This is a genomic window from Microbacterium sp. Bi98 (genome assembly GCF_918698045.1).
In the GTDB taxonomy this organism is placed as follows: domain Bacteria; phylum Actinomycetota; class Actinomycetes; order Actinomycetales; family Microbacteriaceae; genus Microbacterium.
The window spans coordinates 65255-85261 of the sequence record NZ_CAKKLK010000009.1 but is presented as its reverse complement, the minus strand read 5'-3'; the positions used below and the strand labels follow the sequence as shown (position 1 = coordinate 85261).

The 20007-nt window shown below is 65.2% G+C and carries 21 protein-coding genes; 4 read left to right on the top strand and 17 right to left on the bottom strand.

Features of this window, described 5'->3' with window-relative positions:
• Positions 1-54 precede the first annotated feature (54 nt).
• On the top strand, positions 55-981 hold the full coding sequence (locus tag LQZ85_RS13740) for a Bax inhibitor-1/YccA family protein (RefSeq protein ID WP_056277311.1): 927 nt from the start codon (positions 55-57) through the stop codon (positions 979-981).
• Between the two features lie 159 nt (positions 982-1140).
• Positions 1141-1413 (top strand): GlsB/YeaQ/YmgE family stress response membrane protein, encoded by a 273-nt coding sequence (locus LQZ85_RS13735; protein WP_053098987.1) that lies wholly within the window; start codon positions 1141-1143, stop codon positions 1411-1413.
• An 80-nt stretch (positions 1414-1493) separates the two neighbouring features.
• On the opposite strand, the gene LQZ85_RS13730 is transcribed toward LQZ85_RS13735, so the two are convergent.
• From LQZ85_RS13730 to LQZ85_RS13715, 4 genes are all read right to left on the bottom strand, one after another.
• A complete protein-coding gene (locus tag LQZ85_RS13730; protein WP_230101026.1) occupies positions 1494-2783 on the bottom strand; it encodes an RNA polymerase sigma factor in 1290 nt (429 codons plus the stop codon).
• Between the two features lie 124 nt (positions 2784-2907).
• Entirely contained in the window at positions 2908-3822 is a 915-nt protein-coding gene (locus tag LQZ85_RS13725) for a hypothetical protein (protein ID WP_230101025.1), read from the bottom strand.
• Positions 3809-5569 carry an ABC transporter ATP-binding protein gene (locus tag LQZ85_RS13720; protein WP_230101024.1) on the bottom strand — a complete coding sequence of 587 codons (1761 nt, stop codon included), beginning with the start codon at positions 5567-5569 and terminating at the stop codon, positions 3809-3811. Before LQZ85_RS13720 ends, LQZ85_RS13725 begins: the two co-directional genes overlap by 14 nt.
• Positions 5562-6938 carry a metallophosphoesterase gene (locus tag LQZ85_RS13715; RefSeq protein ID WP_290368296.1) on the bottom strand — a complete coding sequence of 459 codons (1377 nt, stop codon included), beginning with the start codon at positions 6936-6938 and terminating at the stop codon, positions 5562-5564. The genes LQZ85_RS13720 and LQZ85_RS13715 overlap by 8 nt, the downstream gene beginning before the upstream one ends.
• Between LQZ85_RS13715 and LQZ85_RS13710 the strand changes: the two genes are divergently transcribed.
• The gene (locus LQZ85_RS13710; protein WP_230101022.1) at positions 6937-8124 is read left to right on the top strand and encodes a DNA adenine methylase; all 1188 of its coding nucleotides are present in this window, start codon (positions 6937-6939) and stop codon (positions 8122-8124) included. The genes LQZ85_RS13715 and LQZ85_RS13710 overlap by 2 nt on opposite strands.
• A gap of 131 nt (positions 8125-8255) precedes the next feature.
• On the opposite strand, the gene LQZ85_RS13705 is transcribed toward LQZ85_RS13710, so the two are convergent.
• The 10 genes from LQZ85_RS13705 to LQZ85_RS13660 form a co-directional block, all read right to left on the bottom strand.
• Positions 8256-8684: a YciI family protein gene (locus LQZ85_RS13705; protein WP_053098985.1), complete on the bottom strand. Its 429-nt coding sequence runs from the start codon at positions 8682-8684 to the stop codon at positions 8256-8258.
• 112 nt (positions 8685-8796) lie between these two features.
• Positions 8797-9735 carry an L-lactate dehydrogenase gene (locus LQZ85_RS13700; protein WP_230101021.1) on the bottom strand — a complete coding sequence of 313 codons (939 nt, stop codon included), beginning with the start codon at positions 9733-9735 and terminating at the stop codon, positions 8797-8799.
• Between the two features lie 81 nt (positions 9736-9816).
• Complete coding sequence (guaA, locus tag LQZ85_RS13695) at positions 9817-11403, bottom strand: glutamine-hydrolyzing GMP synthase (protein ID WP_072590861.1); 1587 nt, start codon at positions 11401-11403, stop codon at positions 9817-9819.
• Positions 11400-11870 (bottom strand): DUF3817 domain-containing protein, encoded by a 471-nt coding sequence (locus LQZ85_RS13690; protein ID WP_053098982.1) that lies wholly within the window; start codon positions 11868-11870, stop codon positions 11400-11402. The genes guaA and LQZ85_RS13690 overlap by 4 nt, the downstream gene beginning before the upstream one ends.
• A gap of 40 nt (positions 11871-11910) precedes the next feature.
• Positions 11911-12888: a carbohydrate kinase gene (locus tag LQZ85_RS13685; RefSeq protein WP_230101020.1), complete on the bottom strand. Its 978-nt coding sequence runs from the start codon at positions 12886-12888 to the stop codon at positions 11911-11913.
• Positions 12885-14081, bottom strand: coding sequence for an ADP-dependent glucokinase/phosphofructokinase (locus LQZ85_RS13680; RefSeq protein WP_230101019.1), 1197 nt, complete (start codon positions 14079-14081; stop codon positions 12885-12887). Before LQZ85_RS13680 ends, LQZ85_RS13685 begins: the two co-directional genes overlap by 4 nt.
• A gap of 30 nt (positions 14082-14111) precedes the next feature.
• A complete protein-coding gene (locus tag LQZ85_RS13675) occupies positions 14112-14975 on the bottom strand; it encodes a ketose-bisphosphate aldolase (RefSeq protein ID WP_053098979.1) in 864 nt (287 codons plus the stop codon).
• 46 nt (positions 14976-15021) lie between these two features.
• Positions 15022-15867 carry a carbohydrate ABC transporter permease gene (locus tag LQZ85_RS13670; RefSeq protein ID WP_053098978.1) on the bottom strand — a complete coding sequence of 282 codons (846 nt, stop codon included), beginning with the start codon at positions 15865-15867 and terminating at the stop codon, positions 15022-15024.
• 2 nt (positions 15868-15869) lie between these two features.
• Positions 15870-16793, bottom strand: coding sequence for a sugar ABC transporter permease (locus LQZ85_RS13665; protein WP_053098977.1), 924 nt, complete (start codon positions 16791-16793; stop codon positions 15870-15872).
• 83 nt (positions 16794-16876) lie between these two features.
• Complete coding sequence (locus tag LQZ85_RS13660; protein WP_056277298.1) at positions 16877-18172, bottom strand: sugar ABC transporter substrate-binding protein; 1296 nt, start codon at positions 18170-18172, stop codon at positions 16877-16879.
• A 249-nt stretch (positions 18173-18421) separates the two neighbouring features.
• On the opposite strand from LQZ85_RS13660, the gene LQZ85_RS13655 reads away from it, so the two are divergent.
• Complete coding sequence (locus LQZ85_RS13655) at positions 18422-19228, top strand: DeoR/GlpR family DNA-binding transcription regulator (protein ID WP_053098975.1); 807 nt, start codon at positions 18422-18424, stop codon at positions 19226-19228.
• Between the two features lie 9 nt (positions 19229-19237).
• On the opposite strand, the gene LQZ85_RS13650 is transcribed toward LQZ85_RS13655, so the two are convergent.
• From LQZ85_RS13650 to LQZ85_RS13640, 3 genes are read right to left on the bottom strand one after another with little or no spacing between them, the layout of a single operon-like run.
• Positions 19238-19588 carry a DUF2510 domain-containing protein gene (locus tag LQZ85_RS13650; RefSeq protein WP_230101018.1) on the bottom strand — a complete coding sequence of 117 codons (351 nt, stop codon included), beginning with the start codon at positions 19586-19588 and terminating at the stop codon, positions 19238-19240.
• A complete protein-coding gene (locus LQZ85_RS13645) occupies positions 19585-19725 on the bottom strand; it encodes a hypothetical protein (RefSeq protein ID WP_162253849.1) in 141 nt (46 codons plus the stop codon). Before LQZ85_RS13645 ends, LQZ85_RS13650 begins: the two co-directional genes overlap by 4 nt.
• Positions 19722-19931 carry a WXG100 family type VII secretion target gene (locus LQZ85_RS13640; protein ID WP_056277292.1) on the bottom strand — a complete coding sequence of 70 codons (210 nt, stop codon included), beginning with the start codon at positions 19929-19931 and terminating at the stop codon, positions 19722-19724. Before LQZ85_RS13640 ends, LQZ85_RS13645 begins: the two co-directional genes overlap by 4 nt.
• Between the last annotated feature and the right edge of the window lie 76 nt (positions 19932-20007).

Below are 20007 nucleotides of genomic sequence, written 5' to 3'. Positions count from 1 at the left end.
TTCCGGGTATCGTGGAGGAAAGCGACCTACAACCCACTTTGGAGTGAGGCCCACATGAGCAACTTCGCCTTCAACAACCCGGCGTTCCAGCAGCAGGATCCGCGCAACGTCGCGACCTACCCGGGTGCCCCGCAGGGAGCGCAGGGGGCGCAAGCCGCGTCGTTCCAGCACGGCACCATGGACGCCGCGGCGAACGCACAGCTGGAGGGCATGTACGCGGCTCCCCCGGCCGGCGCGATCGAGACCGACCGCATGTCCGTCGAGGACACCGTCTGGAAGACCGCCGGACTCTTCGCCATCCTGCTCGTCACCGCCGCCGTCGGCTGGTTCCTGACTCTGGGCGGCGTCGCCGCTCCCGAGCTGAACCCTTACAACCGCTTCGAGCCGAACCTCATGCCGTGGATCGTCGGCGCGCTCGGCGGCTTCGTGCTCGCGATGGTCATCACGTTCACCTCGCGCAAGAAGGTCCGCCCCGCGCTGATCTTCGCCTACGCCGCATTCGAGGGCCTCTTCATCGGCGGCATCTCGGCGTTCTTCGAGGTCCTGTGGCCCGGCATCGTCATGCAGGCGACCCTGGCCACGGTCTCGGTCGTCGGCGTGACCCTCGCTCTCTTCGCCAGCGGCAAGGTCCGCGCGTCGAAGAAGGCCACCAAGATCTTCATGATCGCCATGGTCGGCTACCTCGTGTTCTCGCTGCTGAACCTCGTGCTCATGTGGACCGGCGTCCTCCCCCAGGGACAGGCGTTCGGCCTCTACAGCGCTGAGATCTTCGGCATCCCGCTCGGTCTGATCATCGGCGTCCTGGTCGTCATCATGGCGGCCTACTCGCTGGTCCTCGACTTCGACCAGATCCAGCAGGGCGTGCGCAACGGCGCTCCCCGCAAGTACGGCTGGCTCGGCGCCTTCGGCATCATGGTCACGGTCGTCTGGCTCTACGTCGAGATCCTGCGCATCATCGCGATCGTCCGCGGCAACAACTGACCGCGAACCGCCTCACTCAGAGGCCCGTCCCTTCGGGGGCGGGCCTCTTGGCATATCCGAGGCCTCCAGCGCAAGGGGTTGGCTGATAATCAGCTGAGAGGGCACAGTGGATCACACGAGCCCTGGCACCCCAGGGCTCACGAAACAAAGGAGCTGAACATGAGCTTTCTCGGATTCCTTCTTCTCGGCCTCATCGCCGGAGCCATCGCGAAGCTGATCCTTCCCGGCAAGCAGGGTGGCGGATGGTTCATCACCCTCCTGCTCGGCGTCGTCGGCGCCCTCCTCGGCGGCTGGCTCGGAAGCCTGATCCTGAACCGTCCTCTCACGGAGTTCTGGGACCTGGGCACGTGGCTCCTCGCCATCGGCGGCTCGATCATCGTGCTGCTGATCTACGGCCTGATCGTCAACCGCGGCAGCAAGGCCCGCAGCTGACCTCATAGCAACACAGAGAAACCGCCCTCTTCCCCAGCGACGCTGGTGAAGAGGGCGGTTTCTCTGTGTGCCGTCTGCGCTCAGCGCGCGTCGGCCTTGGCCTGCAGCAGCGCCCGCTCCCTGTCATTGCCTGCGAGCGCTGCGGCGACGGCGAACTCGCTGCGCGCCTCCTCCGCGCGACCGAGTCGCAGCAGCAGTTCCCCCCGCGTCGCGGGCAGCAGGTGGTAACCGGCCAGCGCACCCGAGGCGCCGAGCCGGTCGATGATCTGCAGAGCGGATGCCGGGCCCGTCGCCATCGCGACGGCAGCCGCCCGGTTGAGCTCCACGACCGGCGAGGGAGCGATCCGACCGAGCGCCTCGTACAGGAGCACGATCCGCTCCCAGTCGGTGTCGTCGACGGACGCGGCTGTCGCATGGCATTCCGCGATCCCCGCCTGAAGGCCGTAGGGGCCTCGACCCGAGCCGAGTGCGTCAGCGGCCGCAAGCGCAGCACGTCCCCGCGCGATGCGGCTGCGATCCCAGCGACGACGGTCCTGGTCGGACAGGAGCACCGGTTCGCCGTGGGCATCGATCCGGGCGGGGAACCGCGCGGCGGTGAGCTCCATCAGGGCCAGCAGGCTGTGCACGTCGCGCTCGCGCGGCATCAGCGCGGCCAGCACCCGCGTGAGTCTCATCGCCTCGATACTCAGCTCGGGGCGCATCCAGTCGGGACCGCTGCTCGCGGCGTGCCCCTCGTTGAAGATCAGGTAGAGCACGCCCAGGATCGCTCCCAGGCGCTCTGCGTGCTCCTCCCGTGGTGGCATCTCGAACGGGACCTGCGCCGCACCGAGAGTCTTCTTGGCCCGCACGATGCGCTGCTGCACGGTCGCCGTCGGCACGAGGAACGCCCGGGCGATCTCCTCGCTCGACAGGCCGCCCACCACGCGGAGGGTGAGCGCCACCTGCGCCTCGCGCGAGAGCACCGGGTGGCACGAGATGAAGATCAGCCTCAGCACGTCGTCGTCGACCGCATCCGGGTCCCAGGGCGGCGCGTCTGCGGCATCCGCCTGCTCTCGCTCGAGGTCGTGGGCGAGCACGGCCATCCGGTCGTCGAGACGTTCGCGGCGCCGCCAGCCGTCGATCGCCTTGCGCTTCGCGACCGCCGTGAGCCAGGCGGCGCCGTTGCGCGGCACGCCCTCGACCGGCCACTGCCGCAGGGCATCGAGCAGCGCCTCCTGCGCGAGGTCCTCGGCGAGGCCGAAGTCGCCGACCACACGCGTCAGGGTCGCGACGATCTTCGCCGACTCGATGCGCCACACGGCGGCGACGGCCCGCCGCACGCCCTCGTCGGGTGCGTGGCGGACCGTCTCGGGTCCGTGCACGTCCTTCATGCGTGGAAAGGTTCTAGGTGCACTAGACACCCGGCAATAGCTCAGGGCTCACATGAGCCTCCTTCTCGATTGCTGCACCAGACTGGTTGCGCACATCGCGATCTGTAGGCGCGAGACCCGTGCCCTACAGAACGACGGGAACCGGGGAGCGAAAGTTGACTTCCGCCGCGACAACATCGCCAGCTGCCTCAAGTGGCGTCGGCTTGACCGTGGAGGCGGGACCAACTCGCCAAACAGCCGGTCGGTGTTCCCGCTGTGAAGCGGCGACCAGCAGACAGACAAGCGTGAAAATCTTCGGCCCCGACGGAGCCAACACCAGCCGCCGACGTGGAGCCGCGGCAAACACGAGCGAATCGACTGCGAGGTAGGTTTCAGCCACTGAACGGATGTCATACATCAGCGTCCTCGTATGCGGATCGTCTAGTGTCAGCTGATTGACGCGGCGGGCGTCCTGCTGAAACCGCGTATCGTCGCTTGATGCAACGAAAGCCCAGACTTCATCAGGCTCAAGCAACTCCGTCAAACCCATGATCCGATGAGGTTCGAGCCCTAGACCGGCGACTAAACCGACCGGAACCGACGATGGTCGAAGATCTCCACGGAAAGCGTCGGATACCGGCCCCGCACTTAGCGTCAAATGGTCTGCGACGGCGCTTGCACTCGCCTCGTACGCCGCCGGAGAGTATACAAACTGGATGTCGCGCTCTCCCTGCGCGGACTGAAGCGCATCGACGACTGCGGCGATTGTAGACCTTCGCATGCTGCTGATGTCTACGCGTATTCGAGAGCCATCTGTCACGGCCAGCTGAATTAGCTCGAGTGCGTGTTCTTCCTCGTGCAGCTCCGCTTCGGTCGACTCGAGTACCGAACGGTTGTCGTCGTATGCCCCAATCCCAGCGGAACAGTAGTCGATAGCGACGTGTCGCGTTGCCTCGGCGCTTACCCTGGACACGTACTGCGACCGCTCTTCGTAGCCACAAACTGTGACCAAGAGGTCGAACGTTTCGGATCTCGAGAAAACAACGTCACGCACCTTCATAGTCGCTCCATTCCAGGGGAAGAGCTGTTCCCTGTTCATGAGGGCGAGAACGTAGTCGCGATCGCGGTACCTCAAGGACGCTAGTCAAGCGCACGTCCTTTCCGAGCCGCAACGGAAGTTCCTTCCCGTCTCTGACAGATAGCAGGTACGTCAGCCGAAATCGTTCATTCGTGAAGGACGATAGGACCGCCGGGCTGTTGCGACTGCGCAGATGCACGATCGCGCCTGCGTACAAGCACAGCAAGAGTGCTCGCCGTACTTCATCGGGGGTCCCGTGGTCTACGACGAAGCTGTTCGGAGCATCTGCTGTGAACGGCCCAAGGTTTCGATCCCGCAAATAGCGAGCAATGGTGTCTACCAATTGAAGCGGTGCCATAGCCTCGCCGTCGCCCTGCCTCGTGGGTAGGACTCTCAGCAATGCCTCGAAGCGGTCGGCCACGCTGGTCAGAGAGTCAAGTTGAAACCCGGCCGAAATACTTTGCGTCCTTGCGTCATACCTTTCAAGCATTTGCGCGAAGGCGCTCTTGATCCACCGGGGATTTCCTTCGAGGATCGTCGCGATAGCATTCGCACCGGTAAATGGCTCGAACGACTTCTTGCGGCTTCTCTTGACCGGCTGTCCGTCCCGGAAGTTTAGAAGGGCGTCGCGGTAAACAAGCAACGGCGTGATCTTCCGAATCGTTGCGGAGCGCTCGGAGTATGACATCGAACTCGCGTCACTCAGGTTCACCTGACGGCGTCGTAGCCACTGACGTAGTTCGGGGTCGCGGTTCGCCATCGACCGAACAAATCCCACTCCGCTGCGGTCGGCCGCGGGCCGGTCTCGGGGGGTCGGCGCCCGGTCGTCGAGAGCAGCTGAGAGTTCACGATGTTGAAGGCCTCGAGCTTTGAGGGCAGATCGCCACAGCCCGTTAGTGAAGGCCCTCAGCTCACGTACGGGGCGTCCGGACAGATAGATAGTGTCGAAATCGTTGCCCGGCGCTGGCAGCGCCTCCTCTCCATAGATCTGCATGAACCTATCGAAAGGACTCATCGAGATCTTGAGCGTCAGAATCGGAGGGCCGCCGCGGACGAATCTTGTCACCATCGCGTGAACCGCGGGCGGCGCGAGCTCCATCTCATCGAGCAGTAGCGCCCACCGGTGCCCACGCTGTTCCACCTCTCGGTTGAATGCCTCAAGTGCAGGCACCAGAAGTCTCAACGAGTCTGGCGCGGCGAGCGCGTGATCGCCGAGGTCCTGCCGAGGCAGCTCGAGAAGCAACAGCTCAAGACCAGCTTGCAAGCCCTTGAAGCCACCGAGCACCTCTCCAAGCCCCCACAGCCGGGCGAAGTGATTCGTCAGCGCGATCTCCGACGAGAGCGATAACGATGCGGGCAGATGCACACCCAAGTTTCCGGAGACCCGATAGGTCATGGCGTCAATCGCAGCCAGCAGAAGCTGGCCTGCGAATGCGACACGAATGTTACCCGATGAAGCTTGGCTTGCCCATAGTTCATCAGCAGGCACAAAGATCGAGGTGTAGTCGATCCGACGTCGTGCTGCTTCCGCTTCTGATCCCTCCCAGGCCCTGAGGGTCTCACCAGTGAGCATCCGCAACAAGGTCGTCTTGCCACTGCCGCGAGGACCGATCACGTAAACATGATCGTTGCCGCTCAGCCGATCGAACTCAGCTGGCACCACGAAACTGCCTGCGACTTGGTCTGCAGTCATTCGCTTGGCGTTGAATGCGTCAAGCCCGTTAGACATGGGGTTCCGCCTTCCGCCCGACTAGTTCCACTTGGTTGTCCGCTCCTCGCAGTGCTCGCAGCCCTCGCCCCGCAAGATGAAACTCAAGCGCTTCCTCGTCGGCGGGCATCAAATATGGGAGGTCCTCAAGCTCGCCAACGAGGTCGCAGTATGGCAAGAATGCGCCGGGCGAGTCTGGCACCAGAGCATCGACTCGCGCCGCAAGATGTGCAGGGTCCGCGTTGCTACCAAAACCTGCACGAGCAGGGAGGCCCGATCCTTTCCGCTCCGCACGGTACCAACCGACGCCTACTCCCCAGCTGAAGCTCTCGACCGCACCAATCAGAGTGGAACCGTGCTCAGGCGCTCGGTCTTCGAGTTCCAAGACGTGGAACTGGTTGCGCGCGACCGTGTCGACGGGATCCCAGATCTTCGCCCCTAGACTTCCAGCACAGAGGACTATCGGGCCGTTGGATGAGACTGACGTCGCTCGCACAAGTTGCGGAATGTGCTTGTGTCCGTGCAGAACGAGCCACCTCCCAGACGAGTGAGCGTTCGTGAACAGCTCAATCAACTCCCCGCCCCGCCGCATGGGGCCATAGCTGTCCTGCAGGTGTGAAGCCAATTGATGCTCGAGCGGGTGGTGGTGAATCATAGCCACGTTGATTTTCGGTTGAGCGCTGGCAAGAAAGGCTCGCACCTCGTCCTCCACGGTGGGGAGAAGGCCTCCCCTTTCGATGTAGCCGAAGTACTCGACACCTTCCGGGGAGAGCGGATCGGCGGGGTACGGTGGGAAGTCCGCGGTTGAGTTTAGAACCAGGATGCGATGGTCTGCTTGCTCAAGCACGCACCACCCGCGTGCCCAGTACTGCCGATCAAGTGCCGCGTCGCCGGTAGGGAATCCCGGAAGCAGGTCGCGTAGCATCTGCCAGCGATCCGTGGAGGGTGCATGCGTGATGACGTCGTGATTGCCAGCTGTTGCGATCAGCCGAGCACCAAGCAGCGACGCGATGCCGTGTGACTTCCGCCACCCGTACTGAAGGCCGTCAGCGTTAGCCTTGTTCGCCGTATCGCCCGGCAAAAGTAGATAGTCGGCCGTCAAGGACAGTTCTTGAATCAGGTGGTGGAGGTCCGCCATCGGATACTGCCCACGATGCGCATGGGCCGGTTCGAGATAGATCCGAGTATCGCTGTTCTCTTGCTCGTCAGCATGAATATCAGACATGATCGCGAATCGTAGCTTGGGCACAGTCACTCTCAATGATCGGGCCACGGTCACGGCCTCTCTGATGAGAACATAGTGGATAGCGATGGTTCTCGCCCGGAACCGAGGGCCATCGATGCCCAGCCGTAGTTCGACGAGAGGAGGCTCCTTGCCGGTTCGGTACATGGGCACCAAGCGCCACATGGTCGACGCTGTGCGCGAGACGGTCCTTTCCCTGCACCCCGAAGGGGCGGTCGTCGATCTCTTCGCTGGCATGGGTACCGTTGCGGCGAGTCTCGCCGCGGATGTTCCGATCGTTGCCAATGACGCTCTCGGATTCGTAGCGTGCATCGCGCGAGCCCGGTTCCTTGGCGCGGATCGGATGACGCCGTCGGACGCTGCTGCAAAGAGGTTATTGCCGGCGTTCGAGGCGCACGCGAGGTGGCTGTGCGAGTTCGATGCGGAGCGTCTCGACGCAGAACGAATAGCGCTCGACGCATCCGACCCCGAGCTCGCCACGCACATGAGACGGGCAGCACACGTTGCGAGTTCCGCTACAGCGCGACGAGCGGCTCAAGCAGCAAGCAGGTCCAGTAGTCGAGACTTCTACCGCATGTCCAGTCTTTATTTTTCGACCGGGTACTTCACTCACTCACAGGCCATCGCCCTCGACGCGTTGCGCGCCGCCATTGATGCTGACACCGTCGTAGACGAACGCGACTGGCTCTTAAGCGCATGGCTCGGGGCGGCTTCAGCGGTGATGAACGCACCGGGGCACACGGCTCAGTACTTGTTCCCCCGGTCCCATGCCGCGGCGGAGCGGGTTCGGCGCGCGGCGAGGCTCGATGTATGGGAATTGTTCGTCAGAGCGCTTTCTGAGAACGTACAAGTTGGCACCGGCAGCTGGAGAGCTCAAAACAAAGTAACCTCATCCGACGCTCTCACCCTGCTCAACTCGAATGCCGTAGCCGATGCCTCCGTGCTGTACGCGGATCCGCCATACACCCGCGATCAGTACTCCCGCTTTTACCACGTATACGAGACCCTGTACCGGTATGACTACCCGGATTCGCGGGGGCAGGGTCGGAATCGATCGGATGGCTTCATGACCGACTTCTCGAAAAAGTCCGGAGTAGAAGCCGCGTTTCGCGCGTTGCTTCGCGGGGCAAGGCGGATGCAGCTTCCTCTGGTTATCAGCTACCCGGAGAACGGGCTGCTCACCACTGCAGGGGCAACAGTTCTTGGCGTTGCGAACGAGTTCTACGCAAATGTGGAGGTTTTCACGGTCGCCGCTTCGCATTCGACGATGGGCGGATCGAAGGGCAGCCAACGAAAGTCTGCTTCTGAGCAACTGTTCGTCTTGACCAACTAGAGTCGCCGACCACACGCGTCAGGGTCGCGACGATCTTCGCCGACTCGATGCGCCACACGGCGGCGACGGCCCGCCGCACGCCCTCGTCGGGTGCGTGGCGGACCGTCTCGCGGTGTGCGGAGTCGGTCATCTCACTGCTGGGCGCGACGCGCCTCTTCCTCTTCGCGCCAGCCCTTCTCCTTCTCGATCCACTCGTTGTCGGCCGGGAAGTCGGACTCGTCGGTCACGCGCCGCACCTCGAGGAACGACCCCTTGCCGAGGGGAGCCCTGCTCGCCCACTCCGCCGCCTCTTCACGACTGGAGACCTCGAGGATCCAGAAGCCGTTGAACAGCTCCTTCGTCTCTCCGTAGGGGCCGTCGGTGATGAGAGGCTTCTCGGCGCTGAAGTCGACGACGAATCCCTCCGCCGCGTCGCTGAGGCCCTCGCCCGCAGCCAGCACGCCGGCCTTGATCATCGACTCGTTGTACTTGCCCATCGCCTCGATGACCTGCTCGAACGGCATCTCCTTGTACGCCTCGACCGCTTCGTCGTTCGAGCGCATGATCAGCATGTACTTCATGGTGTTCTCCTCGGTGGTGGGGCCGCCTGTCGACCCTCTCATTGAAGACGTCGAACGAAGATGCCGCAGATCGACATCTCCGCGAAAAACTCCGGGAATCTCCGGCCGCCGATCAGCCGAGCTCGTCGACCGCAGCCCGGATCGCGTCGGCCGAGGCCCGCATCAGTGCGAGTTCGTGCTCGCTCATGGGCGTCTCGGCCAACGGCACGGCCCCGGCAGCGCCCACCACCGAGGGCACCGACAGCGCGACACCGCGAAGCCCGTATTCGCCGTCGAGCACCGTCGCGACCGGAAGCACCGCCCGCTCGTCGTGCAGCACTGCCTCGGCGATGCGGGCGCAGCTGACGCCGATCGCGAGATTCGTGGCTCCCTTGCCGCGGATGACGGCATAGGCCGCATCGCGCACCTCGACGGCGATGCGGTCGAGCTCGTCGACGGTGAACGGCTCATCGGCGGGCCAGTCGAGAATCGGCACCGAGCCGATGGTCGCGTTCGACCAGAGCGGGAACTCCGTGTCGCCGTGCTCGCCCACGATGTCGGCGTGCACGCTCGCGGTGCTCACATTCGCGCGATGCGCGAGCCGCCAGCGCAGACGCGACGTGTCGAGCACGGTTCCGGATCCGAAGACGCGATGCGGCGGCAGGCCCGAGACACGCTGGGCGACGACCGTCATCACATCGGCCGGATTCGTGACGATGATGAAGACGGCGTTCGGCGCGCGCTCGACGAGCTGAGGCATGAGCTTCTCGAGCAGACGAGCGTTGATGCCCGAGAGCTCCATGCGGGTCTGTCCCGGCTGCTGCTTCGCTCCGGCGGTGACGACGATCACGTCGCTGCCCTCGACGACGGCGAGGTCGGAGCCGCCGCTCACGGCCGCGGAGGTGAACTGCGTCCCGTGCGCGAGATCGAGCACCTCGGCATCCACCTTGTCGGTGGCGATGTCGTAGAGCGCGACCTCGGCCGCACTCCCCCGGATCAGCGCCGCATACGCGACGCTGACGCCCACACTGCCTGCACCGATCACCGTGATCTTCGTCCGCGCCTTGGTCATACGCTCATCCTGCCCGAAATAACGCGAACGGGCACGGACCGTGATGGTCCGTGCCCGTTCGAGATCAGGTGAGCGAGACGCTCACTCCCATTCGATGGTCCCCGGCGGCTTCGACGTCACGTCGAGCACGACGCGGTTGACGTCGCGCACGCCGTTGGTGATCCGGTTGGAGATCTTGGCCAGCACGTCATAGGGCAGGCGTGTCCAGTCGGCGGTCATGGCGTCTTCACTCGACACCGGACGCAGCACGATCGGGTGGCCGTAGGTGCGTCCGTCGCCCTGCACGCCGACCGAGCGGACGTCGGCGAGGAGAACGACCGGGCACTGCCAGATGTCCTGGTCGAGTCCGGCCTTGGTGAGCTCCTCGCGAGCGATGGCATCGGCCTCGCGGAGGATCTCGAGGCGGTCCTGCGTGACCTCGCCGATGATACGGATTCCGAGGCCGGGGCCGGGGAAGGGCTGGCGCCCGACGATGGCCTCGGGGATGCCGAGCTCGCGGCCGATCGCACGGACCTCGTCCTTGAACAGCGCGCGCAGCGGCTCGATGAGCTCGAAGTCGAGGTCATCGGGCAGCCCGCCGACGTTGTGGTGCGACTTGATGTTCGCGGTGCCTGCACCGCCGCCCGACTCGACGACGTCGGGGTAGAGCGTGCCCTGCACGAGGAACTTGACCGGGGCGCCGCCCGAGGCCTTCGCCTCGGCGACGAGGTCGAGCTGCACCTTCTCGAAAGCGCGGATGAACTCGCGCCCGATGATCTTGCGCTTCTCCTCGGGGTCGGTGACGCCCTTGAGGTGACCGAGGAAGACATCAGCCGCGTCGACCGTGATCAGACGCACGCCGGTCGACTCGACGTAGTCCTTCTCGACCTGCTCGCGCTCGCCCTTGCGGAGAAGGCCGTGGTCGACGAACACCGCAGTCAGCTGGTCGCCGATCGCCTTGTGCACGAGCGCGGTCGAGACCGCCGAGTCGACACCGCCGGAGAGGGCGGAGATGACGCGGGCGTCACCGACCTGCTCGCGGATGCGCTCGACCTGCTCGGCGATCACGTTGTCGCTGTTCCAGTCGGAGGCGAGCCCGGCTCCCTTGTGCAGGAAGTTCTCGAGCACCTGCTGTCCGTGGTCGGAGTGCTTGACCTCGGGATGCCACTGCACACCGTAGAAGCCGCGCTCCTCGTTCGCGAACGCCGCGACCTTCGTCGCGTCGGTCGTGGCGAGCACGTCGAACCCCTCGGGCGCCTTGGCGACCTGGTCGCCGTGGCTCATCCAGACGTTCTGCGCTGCCGGCTGGCCACCGAGCAGCGTGCCGCCGTCGCCGGAGATGACGGCATCCGTCGCGCCGTACTCGCGAAGCCCGGTGTTCGCGACCTCGCCGCCGAGCGTCTGCGCCATGTACTGGAAGCCGTAGCAGATGCCCAGCGTGGGCACTCCGAGGTCGAACACGGCCGGGTCGAGGCGCGGTGCGCCCTCTTCGTAGACCGACGACGGACCACCCGAGAGGATGATGGCGACGGGGTTCTTCTCGGCGATCTCGGCGGCCGTGGCGGTGTGCGGCACGATCTCGCTGTAGACACCCGCCTCACGCACTCGGCGGGCGATCAGCTGCGCGTACTGCGCGCCGAAGTCGACGACGAGCGCGGGGCGCTGCTGGGTCTCGGACTGTTCGGTCACCGGACACCTTCCGTGGCAGGGGCGGGGGCCGCGGCGGCCTCCCGGGAAGCGAGGTAGGCCTTGACGTCGCGGGCGACGATGGCCTCCATGAAGAACGACAGCAGCGGGATGACGCCGCCGAGCGCGAGCAGGATGAAGCGCAGGAACGGCCAGCGCATCAGGCTCCACATCCGGAAGCACGCGAAGAGGTAGACGACGTAGAACCAGCCGTGCGCGACGAGGATCGACAGCGAGATGTTGAGTCCGTCGCCGGTCGATTCGAGGCCCTCGGGTCCCTCGACCACGGGTGCGAACCACAGCAGACCGCCGGATCCCCCTGCGAAGAGCTCGAGTCGGATCGGCGTGTACTTCAGCACCATCTCGGCGACCAGCAGGAGCAGCATGACTCCGGTGATGATCGACGCGATCTGGTAGAACTTCAGCGCACCACGGATCGCCGGAAAGCTGGCGACTTTCGGTTCGGGCATGGCTCCAGTCTAGCCGGGGAGAGTCCGCGTCGATTCCGAGTCAGGGCGCGGGCGGGCGGGCGACGAGAAGCTCGCCCGCGCCCGTCGCCTCGAGCACCCCGGCCGCGTCCGGCACGAGCAGCGAGGAACCGATGCGGAGTCTCCGTCCGTCGATCTCGATGTCACCGCCGCTCACGATCACGATCGAGAAGCCGCGACCGACGACGGTCGAGCCGTCGACGGGGATCCGCTCGAGTCGGAAGTACTCGTCCGCGGCGGCTGGGAAGACGGAACCGGAATCGGGGGCGGTTCCGATCAGCGCGTCCAGGTCTGCCGCCGAGCGCCCACGGGTGTTCACCGCGGCGAGCGCCAGCTCGAAGCCGAGACCGAGATGCCCGGCCTCCGCACCGTCGATCGCGAAGCCGTCCCACTCGAGAAGGATCGACAGATCCTCGGGCTGCTGGAGTTCGAGCAGCAGGATGCTGGCGCCGATCGCGTGCAGTTCGCCCGGCGGCACCCAGACGACGTCGCCCGCAACGACCTCCACCTCGTGCAGCAGACCGAGCAGTGCGTCCACGTCCTGCCGATCCACGAGGTCGGCGAGCGCCGCGGCATCGACGTCCTCCCGAAGTCCGACATGCACCGTGCCGCCCTGCAGCATGTACCACGCCTCTGCCTTGCCGTGTGCTCGACCGAGATGCGTCGCTGCGAAGTCGTCGTGCGGGTGCGCATGCACCGGCAGTCGCTGCCCCGCGTCCAACAGCTTCACGAGCAGTCGTGTGTCCGCACCCCACCGTGCGACGTGGGCATCGCCCAGCCAGGCCGTCGGATCGTGCTCGATCACGTCACGCAGCACGCGGCCGTCCGGGAGCGTGGTGAGCCCGAGCAGGGGCTCGCCGTTCACCGTGGTCGTCGAGCCGATCCAGTCCTCCGGCTCGCGGGGAGCGTCACTGGCTTCGCCGCGGAAGGCGCTGATGCGCGCACCGCCGCGGTAGAAGCGCTCGGCGGGCCGGTTGGACGACAGCAGGATCGGGTTCACACGTTCTCCTTCGATCGCACGGCTCCGGCGAGGAAGCCGCCGACGAACGTGTCGCCGAGTCCGACGGTCGTCGGTGTGGCGACGTCGAGCGAGAATGCGGCGACCCCGACGGAACCGGGCAGACCGGCCTCGACAGCGGCGACGAGCGCCTCCCCTCCCCCGTGGCGGGGCATCGCATCGGTGTCGTCGACGTCCGCGGCGGTCAGGCCGTCACCCACGCGGTAGCGGGTGGCGGCGACGCGGACGGCGGAGTCGAGGGCGGCACCGTGCCGAGCGGCATCCGGTCCGATGGCGATCGCCCAGTAGCGGGTGTGCACGACGAGTACCCGCGCGGGGATGATCGCGTGCACCGCGCGGAGGGCGCGGATGACGTCGTCGGTGTCGAGGAGGTTCACCGCGCGTCCGAGGTACTCCTGCAGCTCATCCTCGTTCATGCCGTAGACATGGATCTGCGGCAGCAGATGGCGGCGCACGGTGTCGGCGAAATCGCGCGTGTAGAAGCCCGCGTCCTCGTAGTAGACGAGCGCGTCGTCGGGGAGGCTGCGCATCGCGCCCTGCACCTCGGCGAGCCGGAGCTCCAGCAGGTCGTGATCCTGCATCGTGTTGAATCCCGAGACGAGGAAGACGCCCGCGTCGGCCAGCGTCGTCGGCAGATCGGTGGCGAGCAGCATCCTCCGGTTCGGCGGATCGTTCGCGAAGATCAGCCGATTGGGCGCGGGCGACAGGACGTCGCCGTCCGCGAGGCGCACGTGCGCGCCGACCGGATACTGCACGATCAGATGCGGGTCGAGGGTGTCCTCGGTCGCCGAGCAGATGTAGGAGATCGTGTCCGGCAGCAGACGACGGACGTTGTCGTCGATGCTGACGAGGTGCTGCACGCTCGGGATGCCGAGGGCGTCGAGCACGAGCCCCGCTCGCACACCGGTGCCCCCGAGCGTGATCGCGTGCTCGAAGTGCGACACGAAGTCCTCGATCACCTCGGACGAGGCGACGAAACGCTCCGCCCCTGTCCCCGAGGCGACGAACGCGAGCACCGCCACCAGCAACGACCGTTCGTCGGTGATCGGCGCCGCGGTGGTGAGCTCGTGCCGCCGCACTCCGTGCGCGTGCGCCAGCCTGTCGAACACCGACGAATCCCACTTCAGCTCGTAGTCGACGGTGCCGCCGAGTCCGAGTACGAGAGTTCTGCCCACGTCGCCGATCATCCTTCCGAGATCCGGGGTTCAGTACAGCGACGCCTTGCCGTCCGCACCGAACAGCTCGATCTTCTCAGCAGCGGTGGCTTTCATGGCCTCGAGCGCCGCCGGCTGGATCGCGTTCGGCTCGCGCAGACGCTGATCGGTGCCGAGGATCTCGCGCATGCGGTTGTGGTACGAGACCTTGATGTCGCTCGAGATGTTGATCTTGTTCACACCCAGCTCGACGGCGCGGCGGAGTTCCGCATCCGGGTTCGAGGATCCGCCATGCAGCACGAGCGGGATGCCGACCGCGGCCTTGATCTGCTCGAGCAGGTCGTGACGCAGCTCGGGGTTCTTGTCGCTCGGGTACAGGCCGTGCGACGTGCCGATCGCGATGGCGAGACTGTCGACGCCTGTCTCCTCGACGAAGCGCACCGCGTCTTCCGGGTTCGTGTAGATGATCTCGGCCGCTCCCGACTCGCCGTAGCTGTCGTTGGCGCCGATCGTGCCGAGTTCGCCCTCGACCTGGATGCCGACGGCATGCGCCGCATCGACCACCTTGCGCGTGAGCGCGACGTTCTCATCGAACGGCAGCAGCGATGCGTCGATCATGACCGAGGTGAAGCCGGCCTTGATGGCCGAGATGATCTCCTCGTAGCTTCCGCCGTGGTCCCAGTGGATCGCGACGGGAACGCTCGACCGGTGGGCGCGGGCGTGCATCGCGGGGATGAGGTCGGTGGTGATGTGCGACACCTCGTCGGGGTGGATCGCGATGATGACCGGAGCGGCCTTCTCCTCGCTGATGTCCATGATCCCGTTGAACATCGCCCAGTCGCTGATGTTGAACGCCGGAATGGCGAAGTTATTGGCATTGGCGACATCGAGGATGGATTTGCCGGTGTAGAGCACGTGATTTCTCCTGTTTCGTGGTGGTCGTGGATCCGTCGGGACGACGTCAGCTCTTCACGGACCCCGCCGTGAGACCGCTGATGAAGTACCGCTGGAAGATGAGGAAGAGGATGAGGACCGGGATCGAGCCGAGCACGCTCATCGCCATGATCTGGTTCCACTCGTACGAGTGCTGCCCCATGAGCAGCTGGATGCCGATGGGCACCGTGCGCATGTCGATCGTGCGGGTGAGGGTGAGAGCGAAGAGGTACTCGTTCCACGCGATCATGAACGTGTAGATGCCGACCGACACGATCCCGGGGATCGAGATCGGCACGAGGATGCGCCACAAGGCGGTCATGGATCCGGCGCCGTCGACGCGGACGGCCTCGTCGAGCTCCTTGGGGAGGGTGTTGAAGTAGCCGGTCATCATGATGATCGCGTAGGGCAGCGTGAACACCATGTAGGTGAGGATCAGCCCGAGGTACGAGTTGTACAGCCCGAGCGCCACCATCAGACCGAAGTACGGGATCAGCAGGGTGATGGGTGGCACGGCCTGCACGCTGACGATGACCACGTTGAGGATGCGCTTGCCCCGGAAGTCGAACCGGCTGAACGCGTACGCCGCCTGGATCGCGACGAGGAGGGTGAGGATCGTGACGGAGCCCGCGACGACGTAGCTGTTGAAGAAGAACCGCATCGTCTCGGGGTTCGTGAAGATCGCGATGTAGGCGTCGAACGAGAACGTGTCGGTGACCAGACGAGGAGGCAGTTCGAAGATCTGCGTGTTCGACTTGAACGAGCTCGACAGCATCCACAGCACGGGCCCTGCGGCGAACACTGCTCCGAGGATGAGGCCGATCATGACCCCGGTCTTGGCGACGCGGCGCTGGTTCTGCACGGTGAGAGCCATGGTCAGTCCCTCGCTTTCTGGTGACGGACGTAGAAGACGGCGAGCACCATCGACATGAGCAGGACCAGCACGGCGGAGGTCGCCGCGAGCGAGAAGTCGTACTTCGCGAAGGCGAGCTTGTAGGTGAAGGTGCTGAGCACCTCGGTCACGTCGATCGGTCCGCCACCCGTGGTCATCCAGATGAGCGCGAACTGCTGCGACGTCCAGATCAGGTCGAGCAGCACGAGGCTGACGATGATGGGACGCAGCTGCGGGATGGTGACGTTCCAGAAGCGCTGCACGGCACCCGCGCCATCGACGGTGGCAGCCTCGTTCAGCTCATTCGGGATGCCCTGGAGGCCGGCCAGCAGGCTCACCATGAAGAAGGGGTATCCCGCCCAGATGTTGATGAAGATGATGGTGCCGAGCGCGAGCTGCGGCGATGCGAGCCATTCGATGTCGGTGTTGAGCAGGAAGTTCACCACACCGTTCGGGGCGAGGAGCATCCGCCACAGCACGGCGATCACGGCGACCGTGAACAGCCACGGCAGCACGTACAGGGCCCGGAAGAAGGACCGTGAGAACCGACCGAGCAGCGGGCTGTTGAGCATCATCGCGAAGGCGAGACCGAGCACCAGGTGCGCCACCACGCTCGTCACCGTGAAGAGGATGGTGTTGCCCGTCGCCTTCCAGAAGCGCGGATCCGACAGGATCTCGACGTAGTTGCCGATGCCGACGAACTCGGGCGACTTGTTCAGGATCACGTTGTCCTGGAACGAATAGCCGATCACCATGACGATCGGCACGATCATCAGCACGAACAGCAGGATGATGGTCGGCGAGAGGAAGGCGTACGACTCGGTCGTCTTGCGCAGCTGCCGTCGGCGACGCGACAGCGCGACTCCGGTGACGATCACCTCGGTGTCGTCGGACGTTCTCAGGCTCATGGGAAGCGTGGCTCCTTGGTTGGTCGGGTGCCGCATCGCATCGGGAGCGATGCGGCACCCCGTTCAATGCGGGTCGTGGGAGATCAGAACTCCGCGACCCACGCGTCCTGCGCCTTCTTGAGCGCGTCGTCGATCGACTGCTGACCGTCGAAGGCCGACTGCAGCTGCTCGCCGAGCTGACGCATCAGCTCCTCCGCCACGGGGAGCCCGGTGAACTCGTTCGCCGGGTAGCCCGCCTGGTAGATCTCGAACGCCGTCTTGAACAGCTCATCGTCCTCGACGAATCCGGGGACCGACTTCGAGTTGCCGGGGAACGCGTTCGCCATCGTCGAGAGCTCCGAGTTGGTCTGCTCGCTCATGAGGAACTCGACCAGCTTGAATGCCGCCTCCTTGTGCTCCGAGTTCTCGGCGACGCCGATGCCCCAGGATGCGTAGGGGATGCCGCGCTCGCCGTCGTATCCGTCCTCGGCCGGCAGCGCCGAGATCGAGAACTTCAGATCGGGGTTCGTCTCGCGGATCAGGTTGATGTGCGCGAGCGAGTCGATCATCATGCCGACACGACCGTTGGTGAACTCCTCGACCTTGTCCTGCTCCTTCATCGTGAAGGAACCGGAGGCGATCGAGCCGTCATCCCACATGCCGCCGATGAAGTCGACCGCCGACGTCACGTCGTCGTTCGTCAGATCGGGCTGACCGTCTTCGAGCATCGAGCCTCCGGAGGCCCACACCCACGACATGACGTCGTTCTGCACGCCGTTCGGCGCTTCCAGGGAGAGCGGGAGCACCCAGCCCGACACGTCGCCGCCGAGCGCCGAGACTTTCGATGCCGCGTCGGCGAACTCCGTGCGCGTGGCCGGCGGGGCGGTGACGCCCGCATCTGCCAGCAGCGTGTCGTTGGTGAACATCGGGTAGACGAAGTTCACCACCGGGATCATGTATGTGCTGTCGTCGACCTGGATCTGGCTCGCCAGCTCGCTGTCGTCGTAGTCGTACTCCTCCATGAGTGCGGTGAGGTCCGCGATCACTCCCTGAGAGGCGAAGTCGTTGACCCACGCGCCGTCGAGGCCGACGACGTCCGGCATGGTGCCGGAGGCCGCTCCCGCGAACAGCTGCTCCTTGGTCGATGCGTACGGTCCGCTCACGAGCTTGACCGTGACGCCCGGGTTGGCGTCCTCGAATTCGTCGATGAGCGCCCGGAACTCACCGTCGGGGAGCTCGGGCTCCCACCACTGGGCGAACTCGATGGTGACGTCTCCGCCATCCCCTCCATCGGTTCCGCTGTCGCCTGCCGCGCACCCTGCCACGGCCAGGACTGTCACGGCTGCTGTCGCTGCGCCGGCGAGCTTCAGAATGCGTCGCCCTCGCCCCACTGTGATCATCACTTCTCCTCTTCGAGATCGTGCCGCATTCGCGCTTCAATGCTTGTTCATGCGGTTTTGAGCAATGTTATGCCGTAGTTTGCGAGATCGTCAAGCATTCTCTGCATCTATTTCGACTTGTAACTACAGATTTCACGACTGTACCCGCATTGTCACGGCGAAAACCAAGTTGGTCGCGTGGATACGTCGGATGCCGATCTCTGCCGAAGTCTGCGGGTTTATCTGCGCACCTGTGCTAGAGATGTCTGCATGGAAGCAACTCCGTCGCCCAAGCGTCGACTCCCCGCCGGCCGCAAAGCCGACCTCGCCGCCTACGTCGAACAGGTCGGCGAAGTGACCGTCGGAGGTCTCGCAGAGCACTTCCACGTCTCGATCGACACGATCCGTCGGGACCTCGATCAGCTCGACCGAGAGGGCGTCGTCATCCGCACCCACGGCGGAGCGGTCAGCGCCGAGGGGCAGCTCAAGGACCGGGCGCTCGACGTCCGTCTCCGGCTGCAGACGGAGGAGAAGGAGACGATTGCGCGTCTCGCGGCGGGACTCATCGACGACGGAGCGGTCGTGATGCTCAACGCCGGAACGACGACGCTGGCTCTCGCTCGGGCGCTTCGCAACCATCGCGACCTGACGATCGCCACGAACAACCTGCGGATCCCCGCGGAGATCTCGCCCTCCGCCTTCCGCGACCTCTACGTGTTCGGCGGGGCCGTGCGGGCGATCACCCAGGCCACCACCGGACCCGTCGCGTTCATGATGACCCCGGGCGGCCCGGAAGTGGACATCCGCTGCGATCTGGCACTGATCGCCGTGGGCGCCATCGACGAGGCCGGGTTCTCGACGTCGAACATGGGGGACGCGAACATGATGGCCGAGATGATCCAGCGGGCCGAGCGCACCGCGATCCTTGCCGACTCGTCGAAGTTCGGCCGACGACTGTTCGCTCAGGTCACCACGCTCGACCGAGCCGACTACCTGGTGACGGATTCGTCCCCGGCGCCGGCGTTCGCCGCCGCTCTCGCGCAGGCAGAGGTCGAGGTCATCAGCCCCTCAGCCTGACCGCTCTCGTCATCGGGAGGCGACCGGGCCACCGGGGGTGGGGGGAACAGCCACGATCAGGCGCGACCCGGTGATCGCGGCGGCGACGATCGCCGCCGTGCCGGCGACCGGCAGCAGGGCGAGCGCGAACGCCGCGCTCGGACCGAAGGCGAACGCGAAGACCAGGAACGCCGCCCAGGCGACCACGCCGACTCCGACCCACGTCCACTGCATCCTGGTCGTCGCTGTGCGAAGTGCCGTGGCCGTGATCGGTCGCCCGTGATGGATGACGTTCTCCGTCCATTGGCGACCGTCCCACCACCTCTGGGTGCGTCGATGGACGTCGTACCAGCCCGGTGCAACGGGTCCGCCGCCGCTCATGAGGCGAACGAGGGCTGGGGCCACGAGGGCAGGGCGGTGCACGAGAGAACCCCCGAGAGCACGGATGCGCGAGACTCCGAGTCGCCTCGTCCGATGACAGCGTCGATGCGGGCGGTCAGGTCGTCTGAGGGAGTCATGCGTCGAGACTGTAGGCATGGTCCGCTTGCCACTGGTCGTGCCGACTCTCGTAGGCGTCTGCGGCTTCGCCGTCCCAACCTGCGAGCATCACCTGCGAAGCGCTGTCGAGAGCGGCACCCTCGGCCCGCAGATCGGAAAGCGACCCGAGCAGGACATCGATCATGGTCTGGATCTGGTCGAAATCGACCTCGACTGCTACCCCCATGCCAGCACCATGACATCCCTCCTCCGCTCTGCAACGCGGCACCCTGACGAACCACGGGAACGACGAAGGCCGCCGG

What these genes read in the sequence shown, in the direction of transcription:
- LQZ85_RS13700 (WP_230101021.1), bottom strand. Translation starts at nt 9,735, where the DNA reads ATGACCAAGGCGCGGACGAAGATCACGGTGATCGGTGCAGGCAGTGTG.
- LQZ85_RS13720 (WP_230101024.1), bottom strand. Translation starts at nt 5,569, where the DNA reads ATGTCTAACGGGCTTGACGCATTCAACGCCAAGCGAATGACTGCAGAC.
- LQZ85_RS13670 (WP_053098978.1), bottom strand. Translation starts at nt 15,867, where the DNA reads ATGGCTCTCACCGTGCAGAACCAGCGCCGCGTCGCCAAGACCGGGGTC.
- LQZ85_RS13645 (WP_162253849.1), bottom strand. Translation starts at nt 19,725, where the DNA reads ATGACTCCCTCAGACGACCTGACCGCCCGCATCGACGCTGTCATCGGA.
- LQZ85_RS13715 (WP_290368296.1), bottom strand. Translation starts at nt 6,938, where the DNA reads ATGTACCGAACCGGCAAGGAGCCTCCTCTCGTCGAACTACGGCTGGGC.
- LQZ85_RS13730 (WP_230101026.1), bottom strand. Translation starts at nt 2,783, where the DNA reads ATGAAGGACGTGCACGGACCCGAGACGGTCCGCCACGCACCCGACGAG.
- LQZ85_RS13710 (WP_230101022.1), top strand. Translation starts at nt 6,937, where the DNA reads ATGGGCACCAAGCGCCACATGGTCGACGCTGTGCGCGAGACGGTCCTT.
- LQZ85_RS13660 (WP_056277298.1), bottom strand. Translation starts at nt 18,172, where the DNA reads ATGATCACAGTGGGGCGAGGGCGACGCATTCTGAAGCTCGCCGGCGCA.
- LQZ85_RS13640 (WP_056277292.1), bottom strand. Translation starts at nt 19,931, where the DNA reads ATGGGGGTAGCAGTCGAGGTCGATTTCGACCAGATCCAGACCATGATC.
- LQZ85_RS13735 (WP_053098987.1), top strand. Translation starts at nt 1,141, where the DNA reads ATGAGCTTTCTCGGATTCCTTCTTCTCGGCCTCATCGCCGGAGCCATC.
- LQZ85_RS13655 (WP_053098975.1), top strand. Translation starts at nt 18,422, where the DNA reads ATGGAAGCAACTCCGTCGCCCAAGCGTCGACTCCCCGCCGGCCGCAAA.
- LQZ85_RS13665 (WP_053098977.1), bottom strand. Translation starts at nt 16,793, where the DNA reads ATGAGCCTGAGAACGTCCGACGACACCGAGGTGATCGTCACCGGAGTC.
- LQZ85_RS13740 (WP_056277311.1), top strand. Translation starts at nt 55, where the DNA reads ATGAGCAACTTCGCCTTCAACAACCCGGCGTTCCAGCAGCAGGATCCG.
- LQZ85_RS13650 (WP_230101018.1), bottom strand. Translation starts at nt 19,588, where the DNA reads ATGAGCGGCGGCGGACCCGTTGCACCGGGCTGGTACGACGTCCATCGA.
- LQZ85_RS13690 (WP_053098982.1), bottom strand. Translation starts at nt 11,870, where the DNA reads ATGCCCGAACCGAAAGTCGCCAGCTTTCCGGCGATCCGTGGTGCGCTG.
- LQZ85_RS13705 (WP_053098985.1), bottom strand. Translation starts at nt 8,684, where the DNA reads ATGAAGTACATGCTGATCATGCGCTCGAACGACGAAGCGGTCGAGGCG.
- LQZ85_RS13725 (WP_230101025.1), bottom strand. Translation starts at nt 3,822, where the DNA reads ATGAAGGTGCGTGACGTTGTTTTCTCGAGATCCGAAACGTTCGACCTC.